11 protein-coding genes are annotated in these 24,968 nt (G+C 48.2%); 6 read left to right on the forward strand and 5 right to left on the reverse strand.

Annotation, left to right across the window (positions count from 1 at the left end):
- The first annotated feature begins 125 nt into the window (after nt 1–125).
- Nucleotides 126–3,230 (forward strand): beta-galactosidase, LacZ type, encoded by a 3,105-nt coding sequence (gene lacZ / locus GGR07_RS01800; RefSeq protein WP_021646737.1) that lies wholly within the window; start codon nt 126–128, stop codon nt 3,228–3,230.
- A gap of 467 nt (nt 3,231–3,697) precedes the next feature.
- On the opposite strand, the gene GGR07_RS01805 is transcribed toward lacZ, so the two are convergent.
- Together GGR07_RS01805 and GGR07_RS01810 are read right to left on the reverse strand one after the other, a co-directional pair.
- Nucleotides 3,698–4,150, reverse strand: coding sequence for a DIP1984 family protein (locus GGR07_RS01805; protein WP_021646736.1), 453 nt, complete (start codon nt 4,148–4,150; stop codon nt 3,698–3,700).
- A gap of 17 nt (nt 4,151–4,167) precedes the next feature.
- Entirely contained in the window at nt 4,168–4,824 is a 657-nt protein-coding gene (locus tag GGR07_RS01810) for a carbohydrate-binding family 9-like protein (protein ID WP_021646735.1), read from the reverse strand.
- Between the two features lie 110 nt (nt 4,825–4,934).
- On the opposite strand from GGR07_RS01810, the gene GGR07_RS01815 reads away from it, so the two are divergent.
- From GGR07_RS01815 to GGR07_RS01835, 5 genes are all read left to right on the forward strand, one after another.
- The gene (locus GGR07_RS01815; RefSeq protein WP_021646734.1) at nt 4,935–8,975 is read left to right on the forward strand and encodes a hybrid sensor histidine kinase/response regulator transcription factor; all 4,041 of its coding nucleotides are present in this window, start codon (nt 4,935–4,937) and stop codon (nt 8,973–8,975) included.
- 484 nt (nt 8,976–9,459) lie between these two features.
- The gene (locus GGR07_RS01820; RefSeq protein WP_021646732.1) at nt 9,460–10,995 is read left to right on the forward strand and encodes a sulfatase-like hydrolase/transferase; all 1,536 of its coding nucleotides are present in this window, start codon (nt 9,460–9,462) and stop codon (nt 10,993–10,995) included.
- A gap of 428 nt (nt 10,996–11,423) precedes the next feature.
- On the forward strand, nt 11,424–14,591 hold the full coding sequence (locus GGR07_RS01825; protein WP_034542306.1) for a SusC/RagA family TonB-linked outer membrane protein: 3,168 nt from the start codon (nt 11,424–11,426) through the stop codon (nt 14,589–14,591).
- 24 nt (nt 14,592–14,615) lie between these two features.
- The gene (locus tag GGR07_RS01830) at nt 14,616–16,397 is read left to right on the forward strand and encodes a RagB/SusD family nutrient uptake outer membrane protein (protein WP_122056406.1); all 1,782 of its coding nucleotides are present in this window, start codon (nt 14,616–14,618) and stop codon (nt 16,395–16,397) included.
- A 35-nt stretch (nt 16,398–16,432) separates the two neighbouring features.
- The gene (locus GGR07_RS01835) at nt 16,433–17,476 is read left to right on the forward strand and encodes a DUF5017 domain-containing protein (RefSeq protein WP_034542229.1); all 1,044 of its coding nucleotides are present in this window, start codon (nt 16,433–16,435) and stop codon (nt 17,474–17,476) included.
- Between the two features lie 700 nt (nt 17,477–18,176).
- On the opposite strand, the gene GGR07_RS01840 is transcribed toward GGR07_RS01835, so the two are convergent.
- The 3 genes from GGR07_RS01840 to GGR07_RS01850 form a co-directional block, all read right to left on the reverse strand.
- Nucleotides 18,177–19,799, reverse strand: a complete 1,623-nt coding sequence (locus tag GGR07_RS01840; RefSeq protein ID WP_034542304.1) for a sulfatase family protein — start codon at nt 19,797–19,799, stop codon at nt 18,177–18,179.
- A gap of 127 nt (nt 19,800–19,926) precedes the next feature.
- On the reverse strand, nt 19,927–21,597 hold the full coding sequence (locus GGR07_RS01845) for a RagB/SusD family nutrient uptake outer membrane protein (RefSeq protein WP_122056408.1): 1,671 nt from the start codon (nt 21,595–21,597) through the stop codon (nt 19,927–19,929).
- Between the two features lie 22 nt (nt 21,598–21,619).
- Nucleotides 21,620–24,817 carry a SusC/RagA family TonB-linked outer membrane protein gene (locus GGR07_RS01850; protein WP_122056409.1) on the reverse strand — a complete coding sequence of 1,066 codons (3,198 nt, stop codon included), beginning with the start codon at nt 24,815–24,817 and terminating at the stop codon, nt 21,620–21,622.
- Nucleotides 24,818–24,968: the final 151 nt, after the last annotated feature.

A 24,968-nucleotide genomic window follows, 5' to 3' on the forward strand; every position in this document is an offset into this window, starting at 1 on the left:
TTTTCCTGCTTCGAACACAAAATATCGGCAGCCGCCACAGGTGCGGGAAGAAAACAATATGAAAAACAGAATAATCTTCTTATCTTTATCGCCCGAAATAATGAACCTAATATTATAAAGAAACCATGAAGAAACAACTTTTCTCCTGTTGTCTGGCAGTGTCAGGGCTGGCAACGGCGCAAGCACAAACATTCAACGAATGGAAAGACCCGGAAGTGAACGCCGTAAACCGGGCTGCCATGCATGCCAACTACTTCGCCTACGCATCTGCCGAAGAAGCGCGAACAGGCATCAAAGAGCAATCGGACAACTTTATGACGCTGAACGGAACGTGGAAGTTCAACTGGGTGAGAAATGCCGACGAACGTCCCACCGACTTCTTCCGCACCGGATTCGACGACCGCGGATGGGACAACATCAAAGTACCCGCCGTATGGGAACTCAACGGATACGGAGACCCCATTTACGTGAATGTGGGATACGCGTGGAGAAACCAGTATAAGAACAACCCGCCCTACGTTCCTACCGCCAACAACCACGTAGGTTCTTACCGCAAAGAGATTGAGCTACCTGCCGGATGGAGGGACAAGGAGATATTCGCCCATTTCGGTTCGGTGACGTCGAACATGTATCTCTGGGTGAACGGTCGCTATGTGGGATACAGTGAAGACAGTAAGCTGGAAGCCGAATTCAACCTCACCGGCTACCTGAAGCCTGGCAAAAACCTGATTGCCTTTCAAGTATTCCGCTGGTGCGATGGTACTTACCTCGAAGACCAGGACTTTTTCCGTTACTCGGGTGTAGGACGCGACTGTTATCTGTACGCGCGTGAAAAGAAACATATACGCGACATTCGGGTGACTCCCGATCTGGACGAACAGTACACAAACGGAACGCTTCAGGTCTCTATCGATATGAACGGAAGCGGAACAGTATCCCTCGACCTGCTGGACACCCAAGGGCAGCATGTCGCTGCCGCCGAAGTGAGAGGCTCGGGAAAGCTGAGCACCGTTCTCTCTGTTCCGAATCCTGAGAAGTGGACAGCCGAAACGCCGAATCTGTACAAACTCGTTGCCACGCTGAAAAGCGGAAACAACCCGCTCGAAGTGATTCCCGTAAACGTCGGTTTCCGCAAGATCGAACTGAAAGGCAGCCAAATACTGGTCAACGGACAGCCGGTACTCTTCAAAGGAGCCAACCGCCATGAACTCGACCCTGACGGAGGATACGTGGTTTCGACCGAGCGGATGGTACAGGATATACAGGTGATGAAGCAACTGAACATCAACGCCGTGCGCACCTGCCACTACCCTTGCGACAACCGCTGGTACGACCTGTGCGACCGCTATGGCATCTACGTAGTGGCGGAAGCGAACGTGGAATCGCACGGAATGGGATACGGAGACAAGACGCTGGCAAAGAACCCCATCTATGCCAAAGCGCATCTCGAACGGAACCAACGCAACGTGCAGCGCGGATACAACCATCCGTCCATCATCTTCTGGTCGCTGGGCAACGAAGCCGGTATGGGAGCGAACTTCGAGAAGTGCTACACGTGGGCAAAGAAAGAAGACCCCACACGAGCCGTACAATACGAACAGGCACGCACCAGTGAGTTCACCGACATCTACTGCCCCATGTACAGAGACTATGAGACTTGCATCAACTATTGCGAAGGAGATATCGACAAACCGCTCATCCAGTGCGAATACGCGCATGCGATGGGAAACTCCGAAGGAGGATTCAAGGAGTATTGGGATATCATACGCAAGTATCCGAAGTATCAGGGCGGATTCATCTGGGATTTCGTCGACCAGTCGTGCCGGTGGAAGAACAAAGACGGTGTAGAGATATACGGTTACGGAGGCGACTTCAACAAGTACGACGCTTCGGACAACAACTTCTGCGACAACGGACTCATCAGTCCCGACCGTGTGCCGAATCCCCATGCCTACGAAGTAGCGTTCTTCTACCAAAACATCTGGACTACCGCCGCCGACTTGGAAAAAGGCGAGGTGAACGTTTACAACGAAAACTTCTTCCGCGACCTTTCTGCCTATTACATGGAATGGCAACTGCTGGCAGATGGCGAAGTGATGCAGACAGGCACTGTGCCTGAGTTGTCGGCAGCGCCTCAGCAAACCGTACGACTCCGCCTGCCCTTCGATGCAAGCAAGCTGTGCCCCGGCAAGGAAATTCTGCTCAACGTAAGCTATAAGCTGAAAAATGCCGAAGCGCTGCTTCCGGCAGGTAGCACGGTGGCTTACAACCAACTCACCGTACGCGGATACGAAGCGCCCGGATTGAGCGTCGATAACGAGACCGATACCAACATGCCCGCCGATGCACCCACTGTTTGGGACAATGATTACAACTACCTCATCGTTTCGGGCAATGACTTTACCGTAGAGTTCAACAAGAGAGACGGCTACCTCTGTCGGTACGATGTGAAAGGCGTCTCTTTCATGGAACCGGGGAGCGCTCTGACCCCGAACTTCTGGCGCGCTCCGACCGACAACGATTACGGTGCAGGACTTCAGCACAAATACGCCGTATGGAAACATCCACACCTGAAGCTGACTTCACTGAAACACAACACCGAAAACGGGCAAACGGTGGTACGTGCCGGATATGATATGAGCGCTACCGGCGCGAAACTGTACCTGACGTACACCATTAATAATAAAGGTGCGATAAAGGTCACCCAACGAATGGAGGCGGACAAAAACCGGAAAGTATCCGAAATGTTCCGCTTCGGGATGCAACTGCGCATGCCTATTGCTTTCAACCGGATAGAATACTACGGAAGAGGCCCCGGCGAGAACTACTCCGACCGCAATCACGGCGCTTTGTTGGGCAGATACAGCCAAACGGTGGAAGAACAGTTCTACCCGTACATACGCCCGCAGGAGACGGGAACCAAGACTGACATTCGCTGGTGGAGGTTATCCGGTGCAAGCGGTACGGGCCTGCAATTTACGGCCGACGCTCCGTTCTCGGCTTCGGCACTGAACTACACCATCGAGTCGCTCGACGACGGCAGCGAGAAAGACCAGCGTCATTCGCCGGAAGCAGAGAAAGCGAACTTCACCAACTTCTGCATCGACAAAGTACAGATGGGACTGGGTTGCGTCACCAGTTGGGGAGCCATCCCGCTGGAACAGTACCGCCTGCCTTATCAGGACTATGAGTTCAGCTTCATCATGAAGCCTGTCGGCGGAGCTTTCTGACCCGTACGAGACGGGCTTTAATTGCCGGACAGTTCCCTTGAACTCGAGCTGGGAGTCATGTGCGGCGATAGCGGCATTGCTTTAATTGCCGCACAGTTCCCTTGAACTTCGGTTTTCGTGTAGTTGCTTCGGATTAGTGCGAGACGGACTTTAATGCGCGGACAGCCGGATACAAGAAGTCCCCTTATCAGTTGTTTCCATCCGTTGGAAAAGAATCTGATAAGGGGACTTTCATTATCCCGCTTCCCACCCTCGTTTCTTTACAGTCGGCACATGGTAATGCTATCATGCTCTGTACATAATGTGCGCTTATGAATGATGCTGAACATACGCTGTGCAATATATCTCGCTCACGTCCGATAAGCTGCTATGTTGAACACCCGGCGGCCGGAAGCCGACAGGCGAAAGTTTCGTGCCGCCCCTGCAAAAGTAACTACACCTTTTATAAGGTTACAACAGAGCCCGGATTATATCAAATCAACGCTCCAATTCAATTTCTGAATAGCCAGATCGAGCTCTCTCAAATCGCGCGAACGAAGATCCAGTTGCATCCTGAGTTCGGGCACATCGATCATGCGCACCATTTTTATCTCCTGACGGCTATAACGATGATCCTGTTCGGTGACATGCTCCAGCAATTCGCGCATCAGGGATACGCGCATGGTGAGCACATCCTTTCGCGCAATCAGTTGGGTCAGACTTTCTTCTTCAAGAAAAGTCCGGATATTGGTAGCATTGATACGATAGATGAGACTCTCCAGTTGGGCAAGGAGTTCATCCAGCTCTTTATAAAGTTCGTTTACATCTTCAGCAGGCGAATCGCCTTCCTGAACTTTCGAACAGTCTTTCAATCGTCCTTTCAACTGGGCGACTCTTTTTTGCAAATCAGCACGGAGGCTGAGGGCTTCTGCTAATTTCATACGATAATAATATAAGGTTAAATGTTTTGTTCCGGCTCAAACTCTAACGTTCCGAAGAAATCGGGACGATGAAAATCCGGCTTTTCTATCTTTATAGGATTCCAGGAAAGGAAATGAGGAGTTTGCAACTCATCTCCGCATTTATAGAAATTCGCATGTATCTCTTTTCCGTCCAAAGACGCTATCTGATGTTTGAAGAACACGGCATAAGGAATAATCAAAGAAACTTCCCAGTCGGTGTCTTCCACCCTTTCTTCAAAGGGCGAATTGCCCAAGGTAGACCAGCGTTTCACCAAAGCCGTCACAGCTTCAGGGGCATGTTCCCTCCTCTCCCGGGTTGCTCCGGCTCCGATCAGAATAGTGCCGATACAATTACACTCGATATTATAATATACTCCATCGTCGGCGGGAATCGAAAAGAACTCCACGCACGAGTCCGTCCATACCGCTCCGTTATCTTCTCCATATTTGGCGCGGACACTGGCTTCCGTTACTTTAAAATGCAGCAGTACTGAGTCTTTCGTGTGGGCTATCCGGAAAGAAACTTTCGGTTTATAAGGGTATTCCGCCCAGTTTACACACTGAATCAGTTGAAAATCGATCTTTTCTTTATCCAGCAATTTGGAAAGATCGCGGGGCTCTATATTGGCCGCACTTATTTTCTTTACTTTCATAATACTTATGTTTGTTCTCTGCAAAAGTAGTGACTTTCTCTTAATATGCCTATTCAAAATCGAATTTAAATGATATATTTGCAAACAGTAATGCAGAAACAGACTACTCAGTGAGAAAAAAGACCCTTTTATTCCTGTTCGTCCTAAGCTTTGCCATATTCCGCATACAAGGGCAGAACATCACTTTCAGTCATCTGACCACAGACGACGGGCTGTCTCAGTTTTCCGTGAACAGCATATATATTGACGAGCAAGGCATCATCTGGATCGGAACGCGTGAAGGACTAAACCGCTACAACGGGAACGACATACTGAGCTTCAAACTTAATAAAAACGATCCGAACAGTTTATTCAGCAATACAATATTGCGCATCACGGGCGACAAAAAAGGAAAAATTTATTTACTCTGCACCGACGGCGTAGCCGAATTCGATCTTGCGAAACAGAAATTCAAGACATTGATCGAAGGGGCTGTAGATGCTATCTACCATAAGGAGAAGCTATACATCGGTAAGAAGGACGAAACGTACATCTTCAACGAAGAAACCGGAAACTTCGACCTTTATTACCGGCTCGCAGGAAAGAACATCACACTCTCCTCTTTCCACCTCGACTCACAGAAGAACCTCTGGATAGGAACTTCTGGCGAGGGAGTGTACAGGCTGGACAAAAATAAAAATCTGACTCACCCGATACCGGAAGGAAACATCACCAGTATTTATGAAGATTCATCCGAAGAGCTCTGGATAGGCAGCTGGGAAGAGGGGCTTTATCACGTAAGGAGGGACGGCGGTATCCGAAACCTGAGGCATGACTCCCATGATCCGAACAGCCTGAGTTCCGACTTTGTAAGAAGTTGCTGTGAAGACAATTCAGGAAATATCTGGATCGGAACGTTCAACGGGTTGAACCGCTACGAGAAAGCGACCGGGAACTTCCGCCTCTACACGGCGAACGGCAACAAAACGGGAAGCCTCACCCACTCTTCCGTATGGTGTATCGTAAAAGACGGTCAAGGAACACTGTGGCTGGGAACTTATTTCGGAGGAGTGAACTACTTTAACCCGGAGTACGAAATTTACACCCGATACAAAGTGGGACAGACAGAGAAAGAGGGACTGAGTAGCCCCATTATCGGGCGGATGATTGAAGACAAAACGGGTAACTTGTGGATATGTACCGAAGGTGGTGGCGTCAATGTGTACGACCGCAAGAAAGGGACTTACCGCTGGTATCGGCACGAAGAAGGAAAGAACAGCCTCTCGCATAACAACGTGAAGGCTATTTATTACGACGAAAGAAGTGAAATCATGTGGATCGGCACTCACTTGGGAGGACTCAACAAACTGGATCTGCGTACGGGCAGGTTTACCGTCTACCGGATGAAAGCGGGAGACCCCTCTTCACTCCCTTCGGACATCGTTCGCGATATCGTTCCCTACCGGGATAAACTGATTGTGGCAACTCAAGCGGGAGCCTGCCTTTTCGATCCCGCTACGGGCAAAGCCCGGCTTCTTTTTCAAGAAACGAAGGAGGGAAGAGAAATAAAAATGGTGGCGAGCCTTTGCCTCGACAAAGAAGGAACGCTTTGGATAGCTGCTACCGGGAAAGGAGTCTATTCTTACCGCCTCGATATCGGCAAGCTGACGAATTACGCCCACATTCCCTCCTCACCAAATAGTCTTAGCAACAACAATGTGAACAGCATCACGCAGGACAGCGAGGGGAATCTATGGTTCTCCACCTCCGGGAGCGGGCTGGATCGCTACCGGAAAGAGACGGACGATTTCGAGAATTTCGATGTGCAAAGCAACGGTTTGTCCAGCGACTGTATCTACGATGTCTGCGAGTCGTCAGTCAACAAAGGACACTTGCTGCTTATCACCAATCAGGGTTTCTCACAGTTCGACTTTCGGAAGAAGACTTTTCAGAATTACGGAATCGAAAACGGCTTCCCGCTGACAGCAGTCAACGAAAACGCGCTTTACGTAACGCGAGATAGCGCAGTATTTCTGGGAGGCGTTCAAGGCATGATCTCTTTCTCGGAAAAAAGTCTGAGGTTCACGCCCAAATCATACCGGATCATGTTCTCCCGCCTATTCGTAAACGGGAAGGAAGTACTCCCCGCAGATAAAGGAAGCATCCTGCAAAAATCCATCGGATACACAGACGAGATCAGCCTCGAAGCCAACCAGTCGATGTTCAGCATCGAGTACGCAACCTCCAACTTCATCGCTGCCAACCGAGATGAGATTATTTATCGACTCGAAGGTTTCTCCGACGAATGGACACCCGCCTACCGCAACATCATTACTTACACGAATTTGAATCCGGGACGATATACACTGATTGTGAAATCGCGGAGAAACGACATCAACCAAGCCAAACTGTCAATACGGATATTGCCGCCATGGTACAAAAGCTGGTGGGCATATCTTATTTATATAGTGGTTACAAGCAGCCTGCTATTGTATCTTGTCCGCAGTTACAAATCGCGTATCAAGCTCCGGGAATCATTGAAGTATGAACAAAAACACACTGCGGACATCGAAGCGCTGAACCAGTCGAAACTCCGCTTCTTCACAAATATTTCGCACGAATTCCGCACACCGCTCACGCTGATCGTGGCTCAAGTGGAGACACTGCTCCAAGCATCTACCTTCACACCTACCATTTACAACAAGATACTCGGTATCTATAAAAGCAGCATCCAACTGAGGGAGCTGATTACCGAACTGCTCGACTTCCGCAAGCAAGAGCAGGGGCACATGAAGATCAAAGTAAGCCCGCACAATCTGGCGGACTTCCTCTATGAAAACTACTTGCTTTTCCTCGAATACGCAAGCAGCAAGCAACTCAATTTCGAGTTCCACAAATCGGATGATGATATAGAAGTCTGGTACGACCAAAAGCAGATGCAGAAGGTGGTTAACAACCTCTTGTCTAACGCAATGAAACACACTCAGGCGGGAGATACAATCTCTATCGAAGTTTCGAAAGACAACACCCATGCCATCGTTGTCATCAGAGATACGGGTTCGGGCATCGATGCGGAGGAAATAGACAAGATATTCGACCGTTTCTACCAAACAGAACGCCTCGATTCTTTGAACACAGGTGCCGGTACGGGTATCGGCCTGTCACTGACCAAAGGAATCGTAGAGCTCCATCACGGAGACATCCGCGTAGAAAGCGAACCGAAAAAAGGGAGCAGTTTTATTATCCAGCTGAAAATGGGGAACAGACATTTCACAGCAGAACAGATTGCGCAAGAACCTGCCGGAATCTGTCAGCCGGAACAACCTGCTTCGCTTACGGAAACATTGCCGGAAATAGAATGGGGCGGTAACGGAGAAGAGGACAAACGCATTCCGGACGCCACGATGCTGATTGTCGAAGACAACGAATCGATCAAGCAGATGCTTGAAAGCATATTCGGCAACTTCTACCGGGTGATCACGGCTTCCGACGGTGAAGAGGCATGGGAAAAGGTACAAAAAGAGACGCCTACCATTGTGCTGAGCGACGTGGTGATGCCTCGCATGTCGGGGACGGAGCTATGCAAGCTGATCAAAACGAATTTCAACACCTGTCACATTCCGGTGGTGCTGCTCACGGCCCGCTCCGCTGTGGAACATACCATCGAAGGTCTGCGCATAGGGGCTGACGATTACATCACGAAACCGTTCAACACCAACCTGCTTATCTCACGCTGCAACAACCTTGTCAACTCCCGCCGGCTATTACAGGAGAAATTCAGCAAGCAGCCGCAAGCTTTTGCACAGATGCTTGCCACCAACCCGATGGACAAGGAGATGCTCGACCGGGCGATGGAAATCATCGAACGAAACATGGACAACACGGATTTCAACATCAACATCTTCGCCCGAGAAATGGGAATGGCGCGTACGAATCTGTTCACCAAACTGAAAGCCGTGACAGGACAGACGCCCAATGAGTTCATTCTGGGCATCCGGCTCAAGAGGGGCGCACTGATGCTGCGCAACAACCCCGAACTGAACATTACCGAAATTTCAGACCGCATAGGCTTTTCTTCTTCGCGTTATTTCAGCAAATGCTTCAAGGATGTATACCATCTCAGCCCGCTGGCATACCGGAAAGGGGAAGAGAGAGAAGGGGAAGAGGAATAATTGCAGGCTCAACCCTCATGGCGACAAGGGCTCTCTGTATAAGAGTTTTTTGCGTTTACCTCAAAAACGCGCTTACATAAACGCGAAAACTTTCTCAGGCAGAGGGATTATTCTCAGTTCCGGCTTATTAAGATTTCAATGCTAAGACAAAGGCATTCAGAAATCGGTTCAGAGAAGTATCGGACAGACCCCGATCGTTTTAAAACGAAGCGGCGAATAGAAGGAATAAACCGCACGTGTGGAAGATACCATACTTCCGGCTTAGAGTATCAAAATCATGTGCATCCCGAAAGAAATGCAGCCGTATTCTCCACTGACAGCCGGAGAAAACTGTCGCCCTGCTATTCTTGAGATTCCGGACTGACTCGTTTTCTCCGAAGCAGCTTTGTACTATTTTGCACAATACATGTACATTCCGTTCTGCCTGTTAAGACGAGTCTGTTTATCTTTGCAGTCAGACAAACCCTTTTAAAAGATAAGTGTCATGAAAAACGTTTCACAACTCCTTCCTCTGCTTTCTGGTGTTGCTTTACTGACAAGCTGCAACCACGCCAGCAAGAAAGACAACGGGCAAAACGCGCAGAAGCCCAATATTATCTACATCTTCTCCGACGACCTCGGCATCGGCGACCTCAGTTGCTACGGAGCTACGAAAGTCAATACGCCCAACATCGACCGGCTTGCTGGACAAGGCGTACAATTCACCAACGCATACGCGACCTCTGCCACAAGTACTCCCTCACGCTTCGGGTTGCTGACAGGCATGTATCCGTGGCGACAGGAGAATACGGGAATCGCTCCCGGCAACTCGGAACTGATCATCGACACCGCCTGTGTCACCATGGCAAACATGCTGAAAGAAGCCGGATACGCCACGGGAGTTGTAGGCAAATGGCATTTGGGACTCGGACCGAAAGGAGGGACCGACTTCAACAAACAAATCAGCCCGAACGCACAAAGCATCGGATTCGATTACGAATTTGTCATACCTGCCACGGTAGACCGCGTGCCTTGTGTATTTGTAGAAAACGGAAGAGTCGTGGGGCTCGACCCGAACGATCCTATTACAGTAAACTATAAGCAGAAAGTCGGAGACTGGCCTACGGGCGAAGAGAACCCGGAACTTGTGATGCTGAAACCCAGTCAGGGACATAATAACACGATTATCAACGGCATCCCCCGCATCGGATGGATGACAGGAGGCAAATCGGCGCTTTGGAAAGACGAAGACATAGCCGATGTGATTACAAACAAAGCAAAAGACTTTATCGCCGCTCATAAGGACGAACCGTTCTTTCTCTATATGGGCACGCAAGACGTGCACGTTCCGCGTGTTCCCCATCCCCGCTTTGCCGGAAAAAGCGGTTTAGGAACCCGAGGGGACGTTATCCTGCAACTCGATTGGACTATCGGAGAAATCATGCACACGCTGGATAGCCTCCAACTCGCGGACAACACGATATTCATTTTCACCAGCGACAACGGCCCCGTCATCGACGACGGCTATCAAGACCGCGCGCTCGAATTACTGAACGGACACACTCCTATGGGAATCTATCGTGGAGGAAAGTACAGCGCTTACGAAGCGGGAACCCGTATTCCCTTTATTCTCCGGTGGCCTGCAAAAGTGAAACCGAACAAGCAACAGGCTCTTTTCTCGCAAATAGACGTTTACGCCTCTTTGGCCGCCCTACTGAAACAACCGCTGGAAAAAGGAGCCGCCCCCGACAGTCAGGAGCATCTCGCTACGTTGCTGGGCAAGGAAGACACGAGCCGGGACTACATCATCCAGCAGAACCTGAACAACACGCTGGCAATCGTAAAAGGACAGTGGAAATACATCGAGCCAAGTGAAGGACCAGTAATCGAATTCTGGACAAAAACGGAATTGGGTAACGACAAACAACCGCAGCTTTACGATTTGTCTGCCGATCCGTCGGAACAAACGAACGTGGCAGGCAAGTATCCGGAAATAGCGAAAGAGTTGGCCGAGCTTCTGGAGAAAGTAAAAAAGGAATAAAGCTTGAATAATCCGAAGTTTCTGTCGATGCAAAAGCAGGTCGATAAAAAGACCGACCGGAAAGGGCGTTAGTTGAGAAAACAATCAGGTAAGCAAGGAAACCGATCGGTGCAAAAGCAGAACTGCGCTTATCAGGTTGATAAATATACCGTAAATAAAACAGCAAGTGTACTAACGAATTCAAAATCATACTGACTATTTGATGGAACAAAAGGAGAACTGGTAGACAAATAGAGCGGAAAACAGAGAAAAGCGGCAATAGGGCATGCTTCTCTCTGACAAATTCCCTTGTACAATTTTGTATCAATCATGAATCATTCTATCCATCAAGAAAAAGCGGATTGGATTATCTTTGCAACAATAAAGTTATAAAATCACTTAATTTTTACTATATGAAAAGACGTTTATCCACCCAAATGGGGAAAAGGATGCTCTCCTTTGCCGGATTAGTTCTGCTCTCTGTATCATTTGTATTCGCGCAAGTTGCCGTCAGAGGTACAGTGAAAGACGAAACGGGAGAAGGAATCCCCGGGGCCAGTGTTCAAGTAAAAGGAACCTCTCAAGGAACCATAACCGATATGGACGGCAAGTTCGCTCTGGCTGCGCCTAATAAAAATTCGGTATTGGTTGTTTCTTTCATAGGCTACACTACTGTCGAGCAGAAAGTAGACGCTCAGAAACCCATGCTCATCGTTTTGAAAGAAGACACGAAGACATTGGATGAAGTAGTTATCGTAGGTTATCAGGAAGTGCGCAAGAGAGATTTGACCGGTTCTGTGGCGAAAGCCAACATGGCGGAACTGCTAAGTACACCCACTTCTTCTTTCAGTGAAACGCTGGGCGGACGCATCGCCGGGGTGAACGTCAGCTCGAACGAAGGTATGCCGGGCGGACAGATGAATATCGTAATCCGCGGCAACAACTCGCTGACACAAGACAACTCGCCTTTGTACGTCATCGACGGATTCCCTGTGGAAGATCCCGTAGTGGCTGCCGCCATCAACCCGAACGACATTGAGTCCATGGATATTCTGAAAGACGCTGCCGCATCGTCCATCTACGGAGCGCGCGGAGCGAACGGCGTGGTAGTGATTACCACCAAAAAAGGAACTATCGGACAACCGAAGATATCGTATGACGGCAGCTTCGGTATACAACACATCACAAAGACTATCCCGTTGATGAATGCCTACGAGTTCGTGAAATTGCAACAAGAAGTTAATCCTGCCATCATGTCCTCTACGTATCTGCAACTGTACGAAGGAAAACAATGGACGCTCGACGACTACCGCAACATTCCTCAATACAACTGGCAGGACGAGGTATTCCGTTCGGCATGGATGACCAGCCACAACGTGGGACTGACAGGAGGTTCGGAAGGTATCCGTTACAACGCTTCGCTGTCGTACTACGACCAGGACGGTATCGTGCTCAACTCCAACTACAAACGTATGCAGGGACGCATGAATACCACCATCAACAAGAAAAAGCTGAGAGCCAATCTGGGTGTGAACTACTCACGTACCATCAGCTCCGGTTCTTCTCCGTCGCAAAACTCATACAGCGGCATGAACAACCTGTTCTACAACGTATGGGGCTACCGTCCGGTAACGGCTCCAGACACTCCGCTGGAGTATCTGAAAAATAACCTTGTCGACGAGTCGATCAACACCACCACCGACTATCGTTTCAATCCTTACATGGACTTGCTCAATGCTTACCGCAAGAACTACACCAATTATATACAGTTCAACGGATATGCCGAGTATGAGTTTATCAAAGGACTGAAATTGAAAATTTCGGGAACTTTCACAAGCGACTCACGGAACACAGACGTGTTCAACAATTCGAAGAGCCGCTACGGAAACCCGACTTCGAACGACAAAATTAATGCGGAAGAAGTAAATTCCCGCCGCCTGACATGGCTGAATGAGAATATGCTGACCTATCAGACCAACCTCAAGAAGAAACACTTTTTTACTCTTACCACCGGTGTGTCTCTTCAGAACTCCGATTACGAATACTACTCCTTCAAGATGGTGAAAATCCCCAGCGGCGTAGAGTCGTTAGGAATGGCCGGTATGAGCTCCGGTACGCCGGGCGGCAGCTCTTCATTCAAATCGTCATGGGCGATGCTGTCGTTCCCCACACAGTTCCGCTACAACTATCAATCGAAGTATTACGCTTCTGCCTCTTTCCGTGCAGACGGTTCGTCGAAATTCCGCGGCAACAACCGCTTCGGTTACTTCCCTTCCACTTCATTCGCATGGAACTTCATGGAGGAAGATTTCATGAAACCGCTGAAGCCGGCACTCACGAGCGGCAAGCTTCGTCTAAGCTGGGGATTGACGGGTAACAACCGCGTGGGCGAATACGATACGTTCGCTCTGTACGATCTGTTGAAGGAGAAAGCGGGCGACTATATCTCGATCAACAGTACTCCGAGCGGTGTGTATCCGTTCGAGAACAATACCGGCAATGTAGGCGTAGTACCCATCTCACTCAGAAACAGAGACCTGAAGTGGGAAACGACCGAACAATGGAACGTAGGACTCGACCTCAGCTTCCTGCAAGAACGTATCGGTGTGACTATGGACTGGTATCGCAAAACAACCCGCGACTTGCTGCTGAATGCCATACTTCCTTTCTCTTCAGGCTACACAAGCTCCATGAAGAATATCGGAAAGGTGCGCAACCAAGGATTCGAGTTCACGCTGAACACTACCAATATCAAGAAAAGGGACTTCAGCTGGACAACCAATTTCAACATCGCTTTCAACAAGAATAAAGTATTGGCGCTATCGGAGAATCAGACTTCGATGCTGAGTTTCGGCAAGTTCGACCAAGACTACAATTCGCAATACAACTACATCGCCAAAATCAACCATCCGATGGGTATGATGTACGGATTTATCTACGAAGGCACTTACAAATACGAAGACTTCAACAAAGAAGGAGACAACTATACGTTGAAGCGCAACGTTCCCCGCTATACGGCAGAGAACAACACGAAGCCCGGCATGCCGAAATACGCCGACCTGAACAAAGACGGAGTAATCGATGACAATGACCGCACGATGATTGGCAACGGACTACCGAAACACACGGGCGGTTTCACAAACTCGTTCAATTACAAAGGATTCGACCTGAACGTATTTATGCAGTGGTCGTACGGCAACGACATTCTGAATGCCAACCGCCTGATATTCGAAAGCTCCAACAACCTGAAACGCGACTTGAACCAGTTTGCCAGCTATGCCGACCGCTGGACACCGGAAAACCCGAACAGCAACATTCCGCGCGCTACAAACTCAAGTTCAAACCGGGTATTCTCAAGCCGTGTCATCGAAGACGGCTCATTCCTGCGCCTGAAGACGGTGACGCTGGGATATTCGCTTCCCGGCAAGCTCACCAAGAAATGGAATTTGGACAAAGCACGCATCTACGTGGCTGCCCAGAACTTATGGACCATCACCGGCTATTCAGGTTACGATCCTGAAGTTTCTATCCGCGAAGGAGCCTTGACTCCCGGATTGGACTACTCTGCTTATCCTCGCGCTTACTCTGTCAGCCTTGGTGTAAACATCGGTTTTTAATCATTCATCAAACGAAAATCCATTATGAAACTTATCAAGATATTCATTGTATTGTTTACTCTCGGACTGGGCGTTTCTTCCTGCGACTTCCTCGACAAAGAACCGTATCAGATTACTCCGAAGAACTTCTTTAAGAACAAGGACGACGCTTACTCTTTCCTCACGGGAGTATACGCCACGCTGCAACAAGCACCTTTCTATGGAAACTCCTACCTTTTCCTCGTCGGAGGAGACGACCTCGGACACTACGGAGGTTCCGGACGCCCGCCTTATAAAACGGGATTGATTTGCAACAATGCCAACAGCAGCGACCCGGACGTTACTGCCCTCTGGTTCAACCTTTATGCAGGCATCAACCGTGCCAATCTGTTTCTGGCGAATATTGATGCCGTGCCTGACATGAAAGATGAAGAGCGCCTGCAATATAAATCGGAAGCCCGCTTCCTTCGCGCTTTCTATTACTTCACGCTGGTGCAGTGCTGGGGCGATGTTCCCTTCAAGACTGTTTATACCGAAGAGGCAAAGAATCTGTCGATACCGCGGACTGACAAACAGGAGATTTATGATTTCATCCTCACCGAAATGGCAGGATGCGCCAACAACCTGAGTTCGGCGGCAGAGTTAGGATACAAGCCCGGACGCATCTCCAAATCGGCTGCATGGGGAATGATGGCAAGAGTATATCTGTTCAGAGCCGGCGAGCACTACCGCGACAAGGTAGCCGCCAATCCGGAGGCACAGAAAGAATACTTCAAGCAAGCAAGCCATTACGCGCAGTTGGTGATGAAAGAAGGCCACTCGCTCGCCCCTTATTATTGGAGCTATTTCATCGACATCTGCTCCGACCAGTACAATACAACGGCTAACGAAAGCATCTGGGAAGTAGAGTTTGCGGGCAATCGCTCCAACGACATCCGCTCGGAAGGACGTATCGGGAACACCATCGGCATAAACTGCTGGGACTACTCTTCACAGACCAATGTATTGGGGAAAGAAGACCCCGGATTCGGATACGGATTTATCTACGCTACTCCCAAGCTGCTCGAACTCTACGAAGCCAACGGAGACATCAACCGTTGCAACTGGAGCATCGCGCCGTTCACCTATACACGTTCCTCCAACAGCGGTACGGTAGACGGACGCTACTTTGAGTTCGGCAAGTTGGCGGAAGTAAAGAAACAATACTTCGACGAATCTTACAGCTACGGACCGGCAGACGATAAGCAAAAAAAAGGCGACCGCGAAAAGACCAAGCAAGCTTCGGACAACAACCGGAACAGGGTATGCGCGAAGTATCGCCGCGAATACGAAAACACCAAAAGCACCACGCTTGTCAAGAAGAGCAAGAACGATACATCCATCAACTTCCCGCTTCTGCGCTACTCGGATGTGCTGCTGATGATTGCCGAAGCCGAGAATGAGCTGAACGGCGGACCGAACGCTTTGGCTTACGACTGCATCAATAAAGTAAGAGAACGCGCCCGCCGGAACAAGAATGGCATGGAAGCTACTCCCGCCGATTTATCAGGACTCGACCAGGAAGGCTTCCGGAATGCGTTGAAAGATGAGCGTGCCATGGAGCTCTGTTTTGAGTACACCCGCCGATTCGACCTCATCCGCTGGGGAGAGTACATCGAAAAGATGAACGAACTTGCGCCCGTTGCGCAAGCCGGAGGTTCGTGGACATTGGGAGCATCGAACGTATACACGTACTTCCAAATTTCACAGGCTTACAACTACTTCCCTATTCCGGCAAGCGAAATAGCGGTGAACAAACAGATTAACCGCAACAACCCGGGATGGTAAACCCAAAAAAGAATACTTAAAAAAAGAAGCAAAAGATGAAACGATATAAATTAGCAATCTTAGCAGGTGTCATGGGAGCCTTTGTCGCTTCCTGCGACAAAGAGCTGAAAGAAGACACCAAGCTGCACGTAAGCGTGGCAGCGGAAGAGAACGTCGGTTTCGACGGAAAGACCGTAACCGTAAAGAAGGGTACGCCCGTTACGTTCAACTTCAGTGGCGACCCCGACTTCATCACTTTCTTCAGCGGAGAAACCGGATATGAGTACGCGCACAAAGACCGCACGGAAATGACCGAAGCCGATGTGTTGAAGTGTAACCTTACATTCAGCATATGGGCGCAGAACGGCAAGGCGGAGAATATTCTATCGATGTATATAGCCGACTCCTTCCCCGGCATTGCCAAAAACAATTTCGAGGCAGACTCGACATTGGTAGAGAAGTTTGCATGGTCGGAACTGATTCCGAAACACCAATTGCCGCAGAAAGTGGTGAACAGTGCCGACAAAGCGACTCCTTACGACATAGATTTGAAGCCTTATCTCGGCAAGAAGATTACGCTTGCCATTTGCTATAAAGGGGTATCCAACACCGACCCGCAATCGAGATTCAACTTCCTTGACATGCAAATAGAAAAGGCTTTCAACAACGGACAATCTGAAGCAAAGCCGGCAAACAGCTTCGGGTTCACTCCTGTCAACATGGATAACAAAAAGAATTTCAAAGATCAGGAGAAAGCTTCATACAAGCCGAAGAAAGAAAACAAAGAGTATGGCTACGTGACCAACAATATAGCCGGTATCTGGAATCTGGCCAACCTGACGAAGTTCTTCATCCATTCGTCTAATAAAGGAACGGATTTGAAGTACAGCTGGCTGGTATCCGACCCCATCTCTATCGACAATCTTTGCAATCCGGACATGGGTGTAGGCATCAAGAACATCACCCAGTCGCTGACGAGCTATACACATACCTATAAAGAAGCAGGTACATACACCGCCACGTTTGTAGCCAACAATGCGAACTACCTCCACCACGGCGGAGAAGTGGTTCGGGAGCTGACGATTCATGTAACTGAATAAAGATATATTTTACCCCCAAGCAGATTAAAGAATCTAAAAAATCGACTTTAATCAAATTATCGCAAGAGAGGAACCGTGAGGCTCCTCTCTCTTTTTGACGGCAGGCCGGATTGACAAATCTGCACGAAGGTTTATAAAGCAGGCTTACCGTGAATAGACCTTCGCAAGTAGGAGAGCGCCCCCCGTAAAAACAACTTGATAAGATTTGGCTCTTTGTTTCCTGCGCGGCTATTTCCCACGCGCTTCATCCGCTAACAACCCAAATCGTTTTTTATCCGGCAAAAGATGGCACAGAAGAAAAAAGTTCTTTACATTATTCTGCCGTATGAGGTACTTATTCAGCCATCCGGCAATATAGACTATCCGGCAAAACATTTCTTGAAACTGAATGAAAAATACCCGCCTTTTTGCATATATATATCCACCACGCTGGACATATATGGCTACCGTGGTGAGTATATATGGCTACCGCGGTGAGTATATATGGCTACCACGGTGAGTATATATGCACACGGAAACAGCAAAATATGCGTACTGGATCGAAAATATAAACCACTGAACAACAACGAAATAAGAAAATCGAAGAAAAAGGATACGGGAAGGAGAAGACGCACATTTGCTCGCGGGGGCCGCTCCGGCTATCGGTGTATGAAGAGAACGGAAAAGCCGTAACCGGAAGCGGCGAGAAGCGATGAACATCTCATGGAAGGAAACGATTTTTATTTACAAAACGTCTATCGCCCTTAAACAGTTCTTTTACTTTCTCATCGGGGTCGTTGTCGTTGTATTGCTCCTGAACATCTTTCAGCAGCGATATAAGTTCCGCCTGTTTGTCCGCATATTCCGGTTTTCCGAATACATTATTCAGTTCGCCCGGGTCGTTCTTCAAGTCATACATTTCCCATTCGTCTACATCATTGTAGAAATGAATCAGCTTAAACTCCGCCGTCCGGATTCCGTAATGCCGCTTTACCGAATGCTCTGCCGGATACTCGTAATAGTGGTAATAAGCCGCTTTTCTCCAGCCGTCGGGTATTTTGCCTTCATTGGTCAGAACAGGTTTCAGAGATTCCCCCTGAATGTCTTCCGGTATAGCCGCTCCTGCAAAATCCAACAGCGTAGGAGCGAAATCGACATTCATGGCAATGGCCTTCGAAACACTACCGGCTTTTATGGCCTTCGGATAACGGATAATCAGAGGCATACGTTGCGATTCTTCATACATAAAACGTTTATCGAACCACCCGTGCTCACCCAGAAAGAAACCTTGATCTGATGTATAAATGACAATCGTATTATCCAGTTCTCCGGTTTTCTCCAGATAATCCAGCAAACGCCCTATATTCTCGTCCACAGCGACTGTCGTAGCCAGATAGTCACGCATATATTGCTGGTATTTCCAGCTTACCAGTTCCTTTCCTTTCAACTCGCCGCTACGGTATTCGGCGATTCGCTGCACATAAGCGGAGTCCCATCTATCCTGCACATGAGCGGGCATACGCTTATAAACCCGATACAGACGGTTGGTGGTATCTTTCAGCATATCTTCACGGGTCAGCAGTTTCAAATCCCAATCGTCGGTCAGCGTATGTTCAACAGACATATCCTGCCCTTTGGCCGCCGACCCTCTGTTTGCGTACGTATCGAAAAGCGTGGCAGGTTCGGGAAAGGTTGTATTGTTGAACATCCCCAAATGACGGGGCGCAGGCATCCAGTTGCGATGAGGAGCTTTTTGATGATACATCATACAGAACGGTCTACTCCTGTCTCTGTGTTCCAGATACTCAATAGCCTTGTCTGTAATAATATCTGTGACATAACCCTGCTCCACAATCTGCCGTCCATTCTCATTGAAGTCGGGATTATAATAATCTCCCTGTTCATGCTGCCCGGTCAGGATACACCAATAATCAAATCCCTGAGGCTCTGTAATTAAATGCCACTTCCCGACAATCGAAGTCTGATAGCCTGCCTTTTGCAGCAACTTGGGAAAAGTCTGTTGGTTGCCGTCAAAAATGCTGGCATTGTCGGTGAACCCGTTGACATGGCTGAACTTACCGGTCAATATACAAGCCCTTGACGGCCCGGAGAGGGCATTGACCGCATAGCAATGATCCAAGCGGATTCCTTCGTTGGCAATTCTATCCATATTCGGTGTTTGAATAAAGCGTCCTCCGTAGCAGGACATGGCTTGCGTAGTATGATCATCCGTCATCATAAAAATGATGTTCGGACGCTTCGCCTCCTCTTTCGGTTTGCTCGAAGCACAAGCACCCACACCGACGGCTGAAAGGGGCAGGAAGAGCAATGACAGGCGGTTCATTTCATGTAGCTTTAATCTGTTATCCATCTATGATTTTTTTTTCAAAAGTACGATGGAGAGAGTATAGACCCGGCGCTACAACCTCTCCATCCATGCTATATGATAATCAATGCAGTATTTCGTAGCTTTATTCGTAGCCCGGATTATTCCGATTGTTCAATGCCGGATTAGATTGCAACTCTCCCAAAGGAATCGGAAAAAGCTCGTGCTGACCTTTGATAAACTTCTCGCCGGCCACATATTTTCCTTTAAGCGATTTATCCATCTTTTCTTGGAAGAGCTTTAATGTACTATCCAAGATTCCCCAGCGCAGCAGGTCGTACTTGCGCTGCCCCTCGAAAGCCAATTCAAAGCCGCGCTCCCAATAAAGAGCCGTACGGAACTTGCCGGCAGCATCTCCATCGTCGATATAGGGCAGATCATACACATGAGGAGCTTTCAGCAACGCGGCGTAGTTGGCATCTGTGACAGGAGTCGCTTTTGCGCGGACACGCACCGTATTCAGCAAATTCCAAGCCTCCGGAGTATTACCGGTTTCATTATACGCTTCGGCAGCCATCAATACGACGTCAGCATAGCGTAGCGGACAGTAGTTCACCCCTGTATTATTAGGATCTACAAATCCTCCGGGCATCCACTCTCTGCGCCACTTGCCCGGATACCAATCGGCGGATTTTGCATTCTCAACTTTCTTATGGGTTGCATTCTTCGCATCCCATTTATATTGGTAGGTACATACCATTACATCTCTTCGTTCATCACCGGCTTCGAAGAAATTCTTCCATGCGGGCATCACACGGAAAAAGGCATTGGCACGCCCCCATGCATTGGAAGCAGCGTTCTTTCCCGGCGCTTCCACTTTCGGACCGTTATACGTTCCCCAAGTACCGGCATTATCCCTGTATGCCGTTCCGGTCGGGTTAAAAGCAATCTCCCATAAGCTTTCTTTCGAATTCAAAACACCGGCCGAATAATCCATAAACAATTGTTTGAAACCTCCTCCATAAAAGCCATGATAGCCTTTACTGCGGAAAGCGCTCCATTCGGCAATTACAGCATTGAAATATTCGTTTCTCTTAACCTCGTCGGGACGGGTCAGGCTGCCGTCCTGCTGCAAGCTGTAACCGGCGCGCTGCAAGTAAACACGCATCAGTAATGCATGGGCGGCTCCTTGTGAAGGAACTTCGGGCGAAAGTGAAGCGCTTCCTTTCTGCAGGTTTTCTTTGGCGAAAGTCAAATCGGCAATAATCTGATTATAGATTTCCTCACGGCTCACACGCCCATTAAAAGCGCTCTCGTATCCGGAAGTATAGGTCGTTTTAAACGGTACGTCGCCCCAATACTTAATTAAATCGAATGCCAAGAAAGCGCGCAGGAAACGAGCTTGCGCCACCAGTTCCTTTAAATAGGCGTCTCCCTCGAAGCCCGGCATCTTCTCGATTCCTTCAATAGCAAAATTGGCACGGTCGATGCCCAGATACTTGTATTCCCAAAGAGTCGCAATCCACGTATTGGTCGGTTTCACCATATAATGAGCGATGTCGCGTCGGGTATTGTCCGTACCTGTTCCTTGTATATAATAGGTATCGTCCGAAGCGGGCATAGCCATCTCAAACTGTCCGTAATGCTTGTCTATAGACAAACAATCGTAAATACCTGTCACAGACATTTTCGCCTGATCCTTGGTTCGGAAATAAGTATCTTTCTCGTAGTAGGAAACAGGTTTTTCAGTCAGTTCGCAAGCGCCGAATCCTACTGCTAACAGTGCGCCGAGCGCAATCATTTTATATTTTTTCATTGTATTCTCCTTTTAAGGTTCATTAGAATGCTAAATTAACACCAAACACAAACGAGCGACTCTTGGGATAAGCACCGAAGTCAACGCCCGGAGTCAGACTATGCCCCATTGTGGAAACTTCTGGGTCGAAGCCTGAATATTTGGTCCATGTCAGCAAGTTAGCTCCCGTAGCATAAATGCGCAGTTTGCTTAAGCCGGCTTTACCGATCACTCTCTTAGGGAAAGTATAACCTAAGGTAATATTGCTCAGCTTCAGGAAAGACCCGTCTTCCACAGCCCATGAATGAATATAGGTATCACCCACTTCGTTGTCATAAATGGCGGCAACGGTCTTTCCTCTGTTGATAGCGGCCATCTCCTGCGGATCTGTAATCAATTCACCGGATTTGTTGACCAGCTCCCAGCGGTTCTCAGACGCGGCCACAGACAAAACGTTCTTGTTCTGCAAGGCTGTTTTGGTATTGGTCAGCTTGGTTGCATTGAGGACATCATTACCGAGACTGTAAGTCAGGAAGATGCTTAAATCGAAGTCTTTGTAAGTAAAGGTATTGTTGATACCGCCATAGACTTTCGGATAAGCGTTGCCGATGACGGTTTTGTCTGCTTCGGTAATCTTATTGTCTTCACTGCCGTCTATGTTCTTAAACTTCCACATTCCCGGTTTTACATTGGCTTTATCACCGGCATGCGCAACACCGTCTTTAAGATGATAAGTCTTGGTTGCCGCATCATAATCGAAGTCGGATACCTCGTACAAGCCTTCTGTCACATATCCGTACATTTGCCCCAATGGCTGGTGCACACCGATGATGTGGGTATTCTGATTGTACCCGAAATTAGCTTCCCACAACTGTACATCTTCACCGGTCAGCCTCTTTACAGAGTTCTTGTTGTGAGACAAAGTTACGGCAGTATTCCACGTAAAGCTTTTAGTGACGATATTGGCCGAATTGACAGTCAGGTCAATACCCTTGTTTTCCGTTTCACCGGCATTGATCACCATACTGTTATATCCCGATGAAGTGGGCAGTTTCGCATTCAGCAGCAAATTGCTGCTGCGATTTATGTAGAACTCCGGAGAAATTGTCAGGCGTTGGTTGAAGAATCCGAAGTCAAGGCCAAAGTTAAACGTCTTATTGGCTTCCCATTTCAAATCCGGATTAGGGATTTGTTTGGAGACATAGCCCGACTGTGTGGAGTCTCCATTGGGATAAGTGACCGAATTCAAGACCGCCAGGCTAAGGTAATTGCCAATACGGTTGTTACCTGCCATACCATAACCCAAACGAACCTTCAAGTCAGAGAACACGTTCAGTCTTTTCATAAATTCTTCTTCTCCCAAGCGCCAAGCGGCGGAGAATGCCGGAAAGTAACCCCATTTATTGTTCTTGCCGAATTTAGAAGAGCCGTCGGCACGAACCGAGGCAGTAAGCAAGTATCTATCTTTGAAACTATAGTTGAAACGGGTAAAGAAAGAAAGCAGTTTATCATCGTAATTTTCGCCCGATGCAACTTCGGTAGGCAATCCCAATGAAAGGTCTGCCAAGCCTATGTCGTCGTTCGGGAAGTTGGCAGCCGCTGCTTTAAAATGGCGGTTCCAACGGTTCACATACTCCTGACCTACCATAACAGTCACATCGTGTCCTTTCCCGGAACATTTATAGTTCAATACATTCGATGTTTGGAAACTTCCGTTCTCCAGATTTTGAATACTGCCATTAATGCTGGAACGCTTGGCTATTATCGACTTGTCGCCATAGAAAATACCGTTGCGACGTGTCTGATAGCGCATACCTGTGGTATTACGGAATGAGAGACCTTTAAGCAGTTTCCATGTAAAGCCTCCGTTAGCTTGGAACGTACGATATTCACGATCATTTGTCTCCTCTGCCGCAGAAAGCAAGGGATTTTGCATTACATTCCCCGCATCGTCCAAGAAAATAGGGTCTTCATCCTCCAATAACATATCATCCGTTCCATTGATTCCTATGGTAGGACGATACTGTAAAATATGCTGCATCTTATTGAAGCGGTCGCCTCCTTCGGAAGTACCCATACCGTAAATCTTCATCTGGTCGTAGCTGATACGGGCATTAACGCTTAAACGATTGTTCAATTTGTGATTCATATTGAACGAAATATTATGCTTTTTGCTCCCGCTATATACCATGGCTCCTTCTTCATCGTAATAAGAATATCCCAGATTATAGTTCAGTTTATCCGTACCTCCGGAAACCCCTACGCGGTAGTTCTGTGTCAATGCCGTACGCCCCAAAGTCTCTTTCTGCCAATCCAAACCTTTACGATCAGCATAATTCGCTTCAATCTCACTATATTTCCCGTAAAGATTCTCAAAAGCCTTTGTTGCTTTATCCCAGTCTTCGGGGGTAGTAGCGCTGTAAACGCGACGCTCATAATCCAGCATGGCAAATTCGGAAGTAGAAAGTACGTCCAGCTTCTTCGCTATCTTCTTAAAGCCTATGTAGCTGTCGAATGTTACCGTAGATTTACCGCCTTTGCCTCCGCTCTTAGTGGTAATTACCACAACTCCATTGGCGCCCCGCGCGCCATAAATGGCTGTGGCGGAAGCATCTTTCAATATGTCGATGGTTTCAATTTCCGCCGGATCGAGAGTTGACATGCCATCTTCACTAGGAAAACCGTCGATGATGTACAACGGCTCATTGCTTTGAGTAATAGAAATACCTCCACGAACACGGATAGAGATAGAGGCTCCCGGGCTGCCTTCAGTCTGCATAACCTGCACTCCTGCCATACGTCCGGCCAATGCTTGGGTTATATCGGCTGTAGGGACTTTGGAAAGTTCTTTGCTATTCACGGAAGCTACCGAGCCGGTCAAGTCTTTACGCTTCACTGTGGCATAGCCGATGGCAACGACCTCATCCAGCATCACAGCATCAGCCTTCAATGTCACGTTAATAACACTACGCATGTTGACTTTCACCTCTTGCGAAGTCATTCCCACATACGAAAACACCAGCACATCTTTCGATGCGTCATTCACCTTCAAGGTATAGTTACCGTTAATGTCGGTAACTGTTCCGATACCGACAGCACCTTTAACAGTAACACTGCTCCCAATCACTTCATATCCTTCGCTATCGACTACCTTACCGATAACTGTCAAGCTTTGCGCATACACCGACATGTTGACAAAAGCGAGGATAAACATTAAAAATAATTCTTTTAATTTATACATAATAATAAATTTAGGGTTAGCTTTATATTTTGGGTAAAACCAATATTCTACAAATACCAAGAATTGCGGAATCAAGTCTTGCAGATAGTTAAAACAAGAATTCTCTCTTATTTAGGATTCACTCAATAAATACGTTATTCAGATATAATAT

The sequence above is a fragment of the Bacteroides pyogenes genome (assembly GCF_014196225.1).
GTDB classification, from domain to species: Bacteria; Bacteroidota; Bacteroidia; order Bacteroidales; family Bacteroidaceae; genus Bacteroides; species Bacteroides pyogenes_A.

Bases quoted from the DNA above. Each gene is read 5' to 3' on its own strand.
- GGR07_RS01845 (WP_122056408.1), bottom strand. From the start codon at position 21,597: ATGAAAAAATATAAAATGATTGCGCTCGGCGCACTGTTAGCAGTAGGA.
- GGR07_RS01825 (WP_034542306.1), top strand. From the start codon at position 11,424: ATGCTCTCCTTTGCCGGATTAGTTCTGCTCTCTGTATCATTTGTATTC.
- GGR07_RS01810 (WP_021646735.1), bottom strand. From the start codon at position 4,824: ATGAAAGTAAAGAAAATAAGTGCGGCCAATATAGAGCCCCGCGATCTT.
- GGR07_RS01805 (WP_021646736.1), bottom strand. From the start codon at position 4,150: ATGAAATTAGCAGAAGCCCTCAGCCTCCGTGCTGATTTGCAAAAAAGA.
- GGR07_RS01835 (WP_034542229.1), top strand. From the start codon at position 16,433: ATGAAACGATATAAATTAGCAATCTTAGCAGGTGTCATGGGAGCCTTT.
- GGR07_RS01820 (WP_021646732.1), top strand. From the start codon at position 9,460: ATGAAAAACGTTTCACAACTCCTTCCTCTGCTTTCTGGTGTTGCTTTA.
- GGR07_RS01830 (WP_122056406.1), top strand. From the start codon at position 14,616: ATGAAACTTATCAAGATATTCATTGTATTGTTTACTCTCGGACTGGGC.
- GGR07_RS01850 (WP_122056409.1), bottom strand. From the start codon at position 24,817: ATGTATAAATTAAAAGAATTATTTTTAATGTTTATCCTCGCTTTTGTC.
- lacZ (WP_021646737.1), top strand. From the start codon at position 126: ATGAAGAAACAACTTTTCTCCTGTTGTCTGGCAGTGTCAGGGCTGGCA.
- GGR07_RS01840 (WP_034542304.1), bottom strand. From the start codon at position 19,799: ATGAACCGCCTGTCATTGCTCTTCCTGCCCCTTTCAGCCGTCGGTGTG.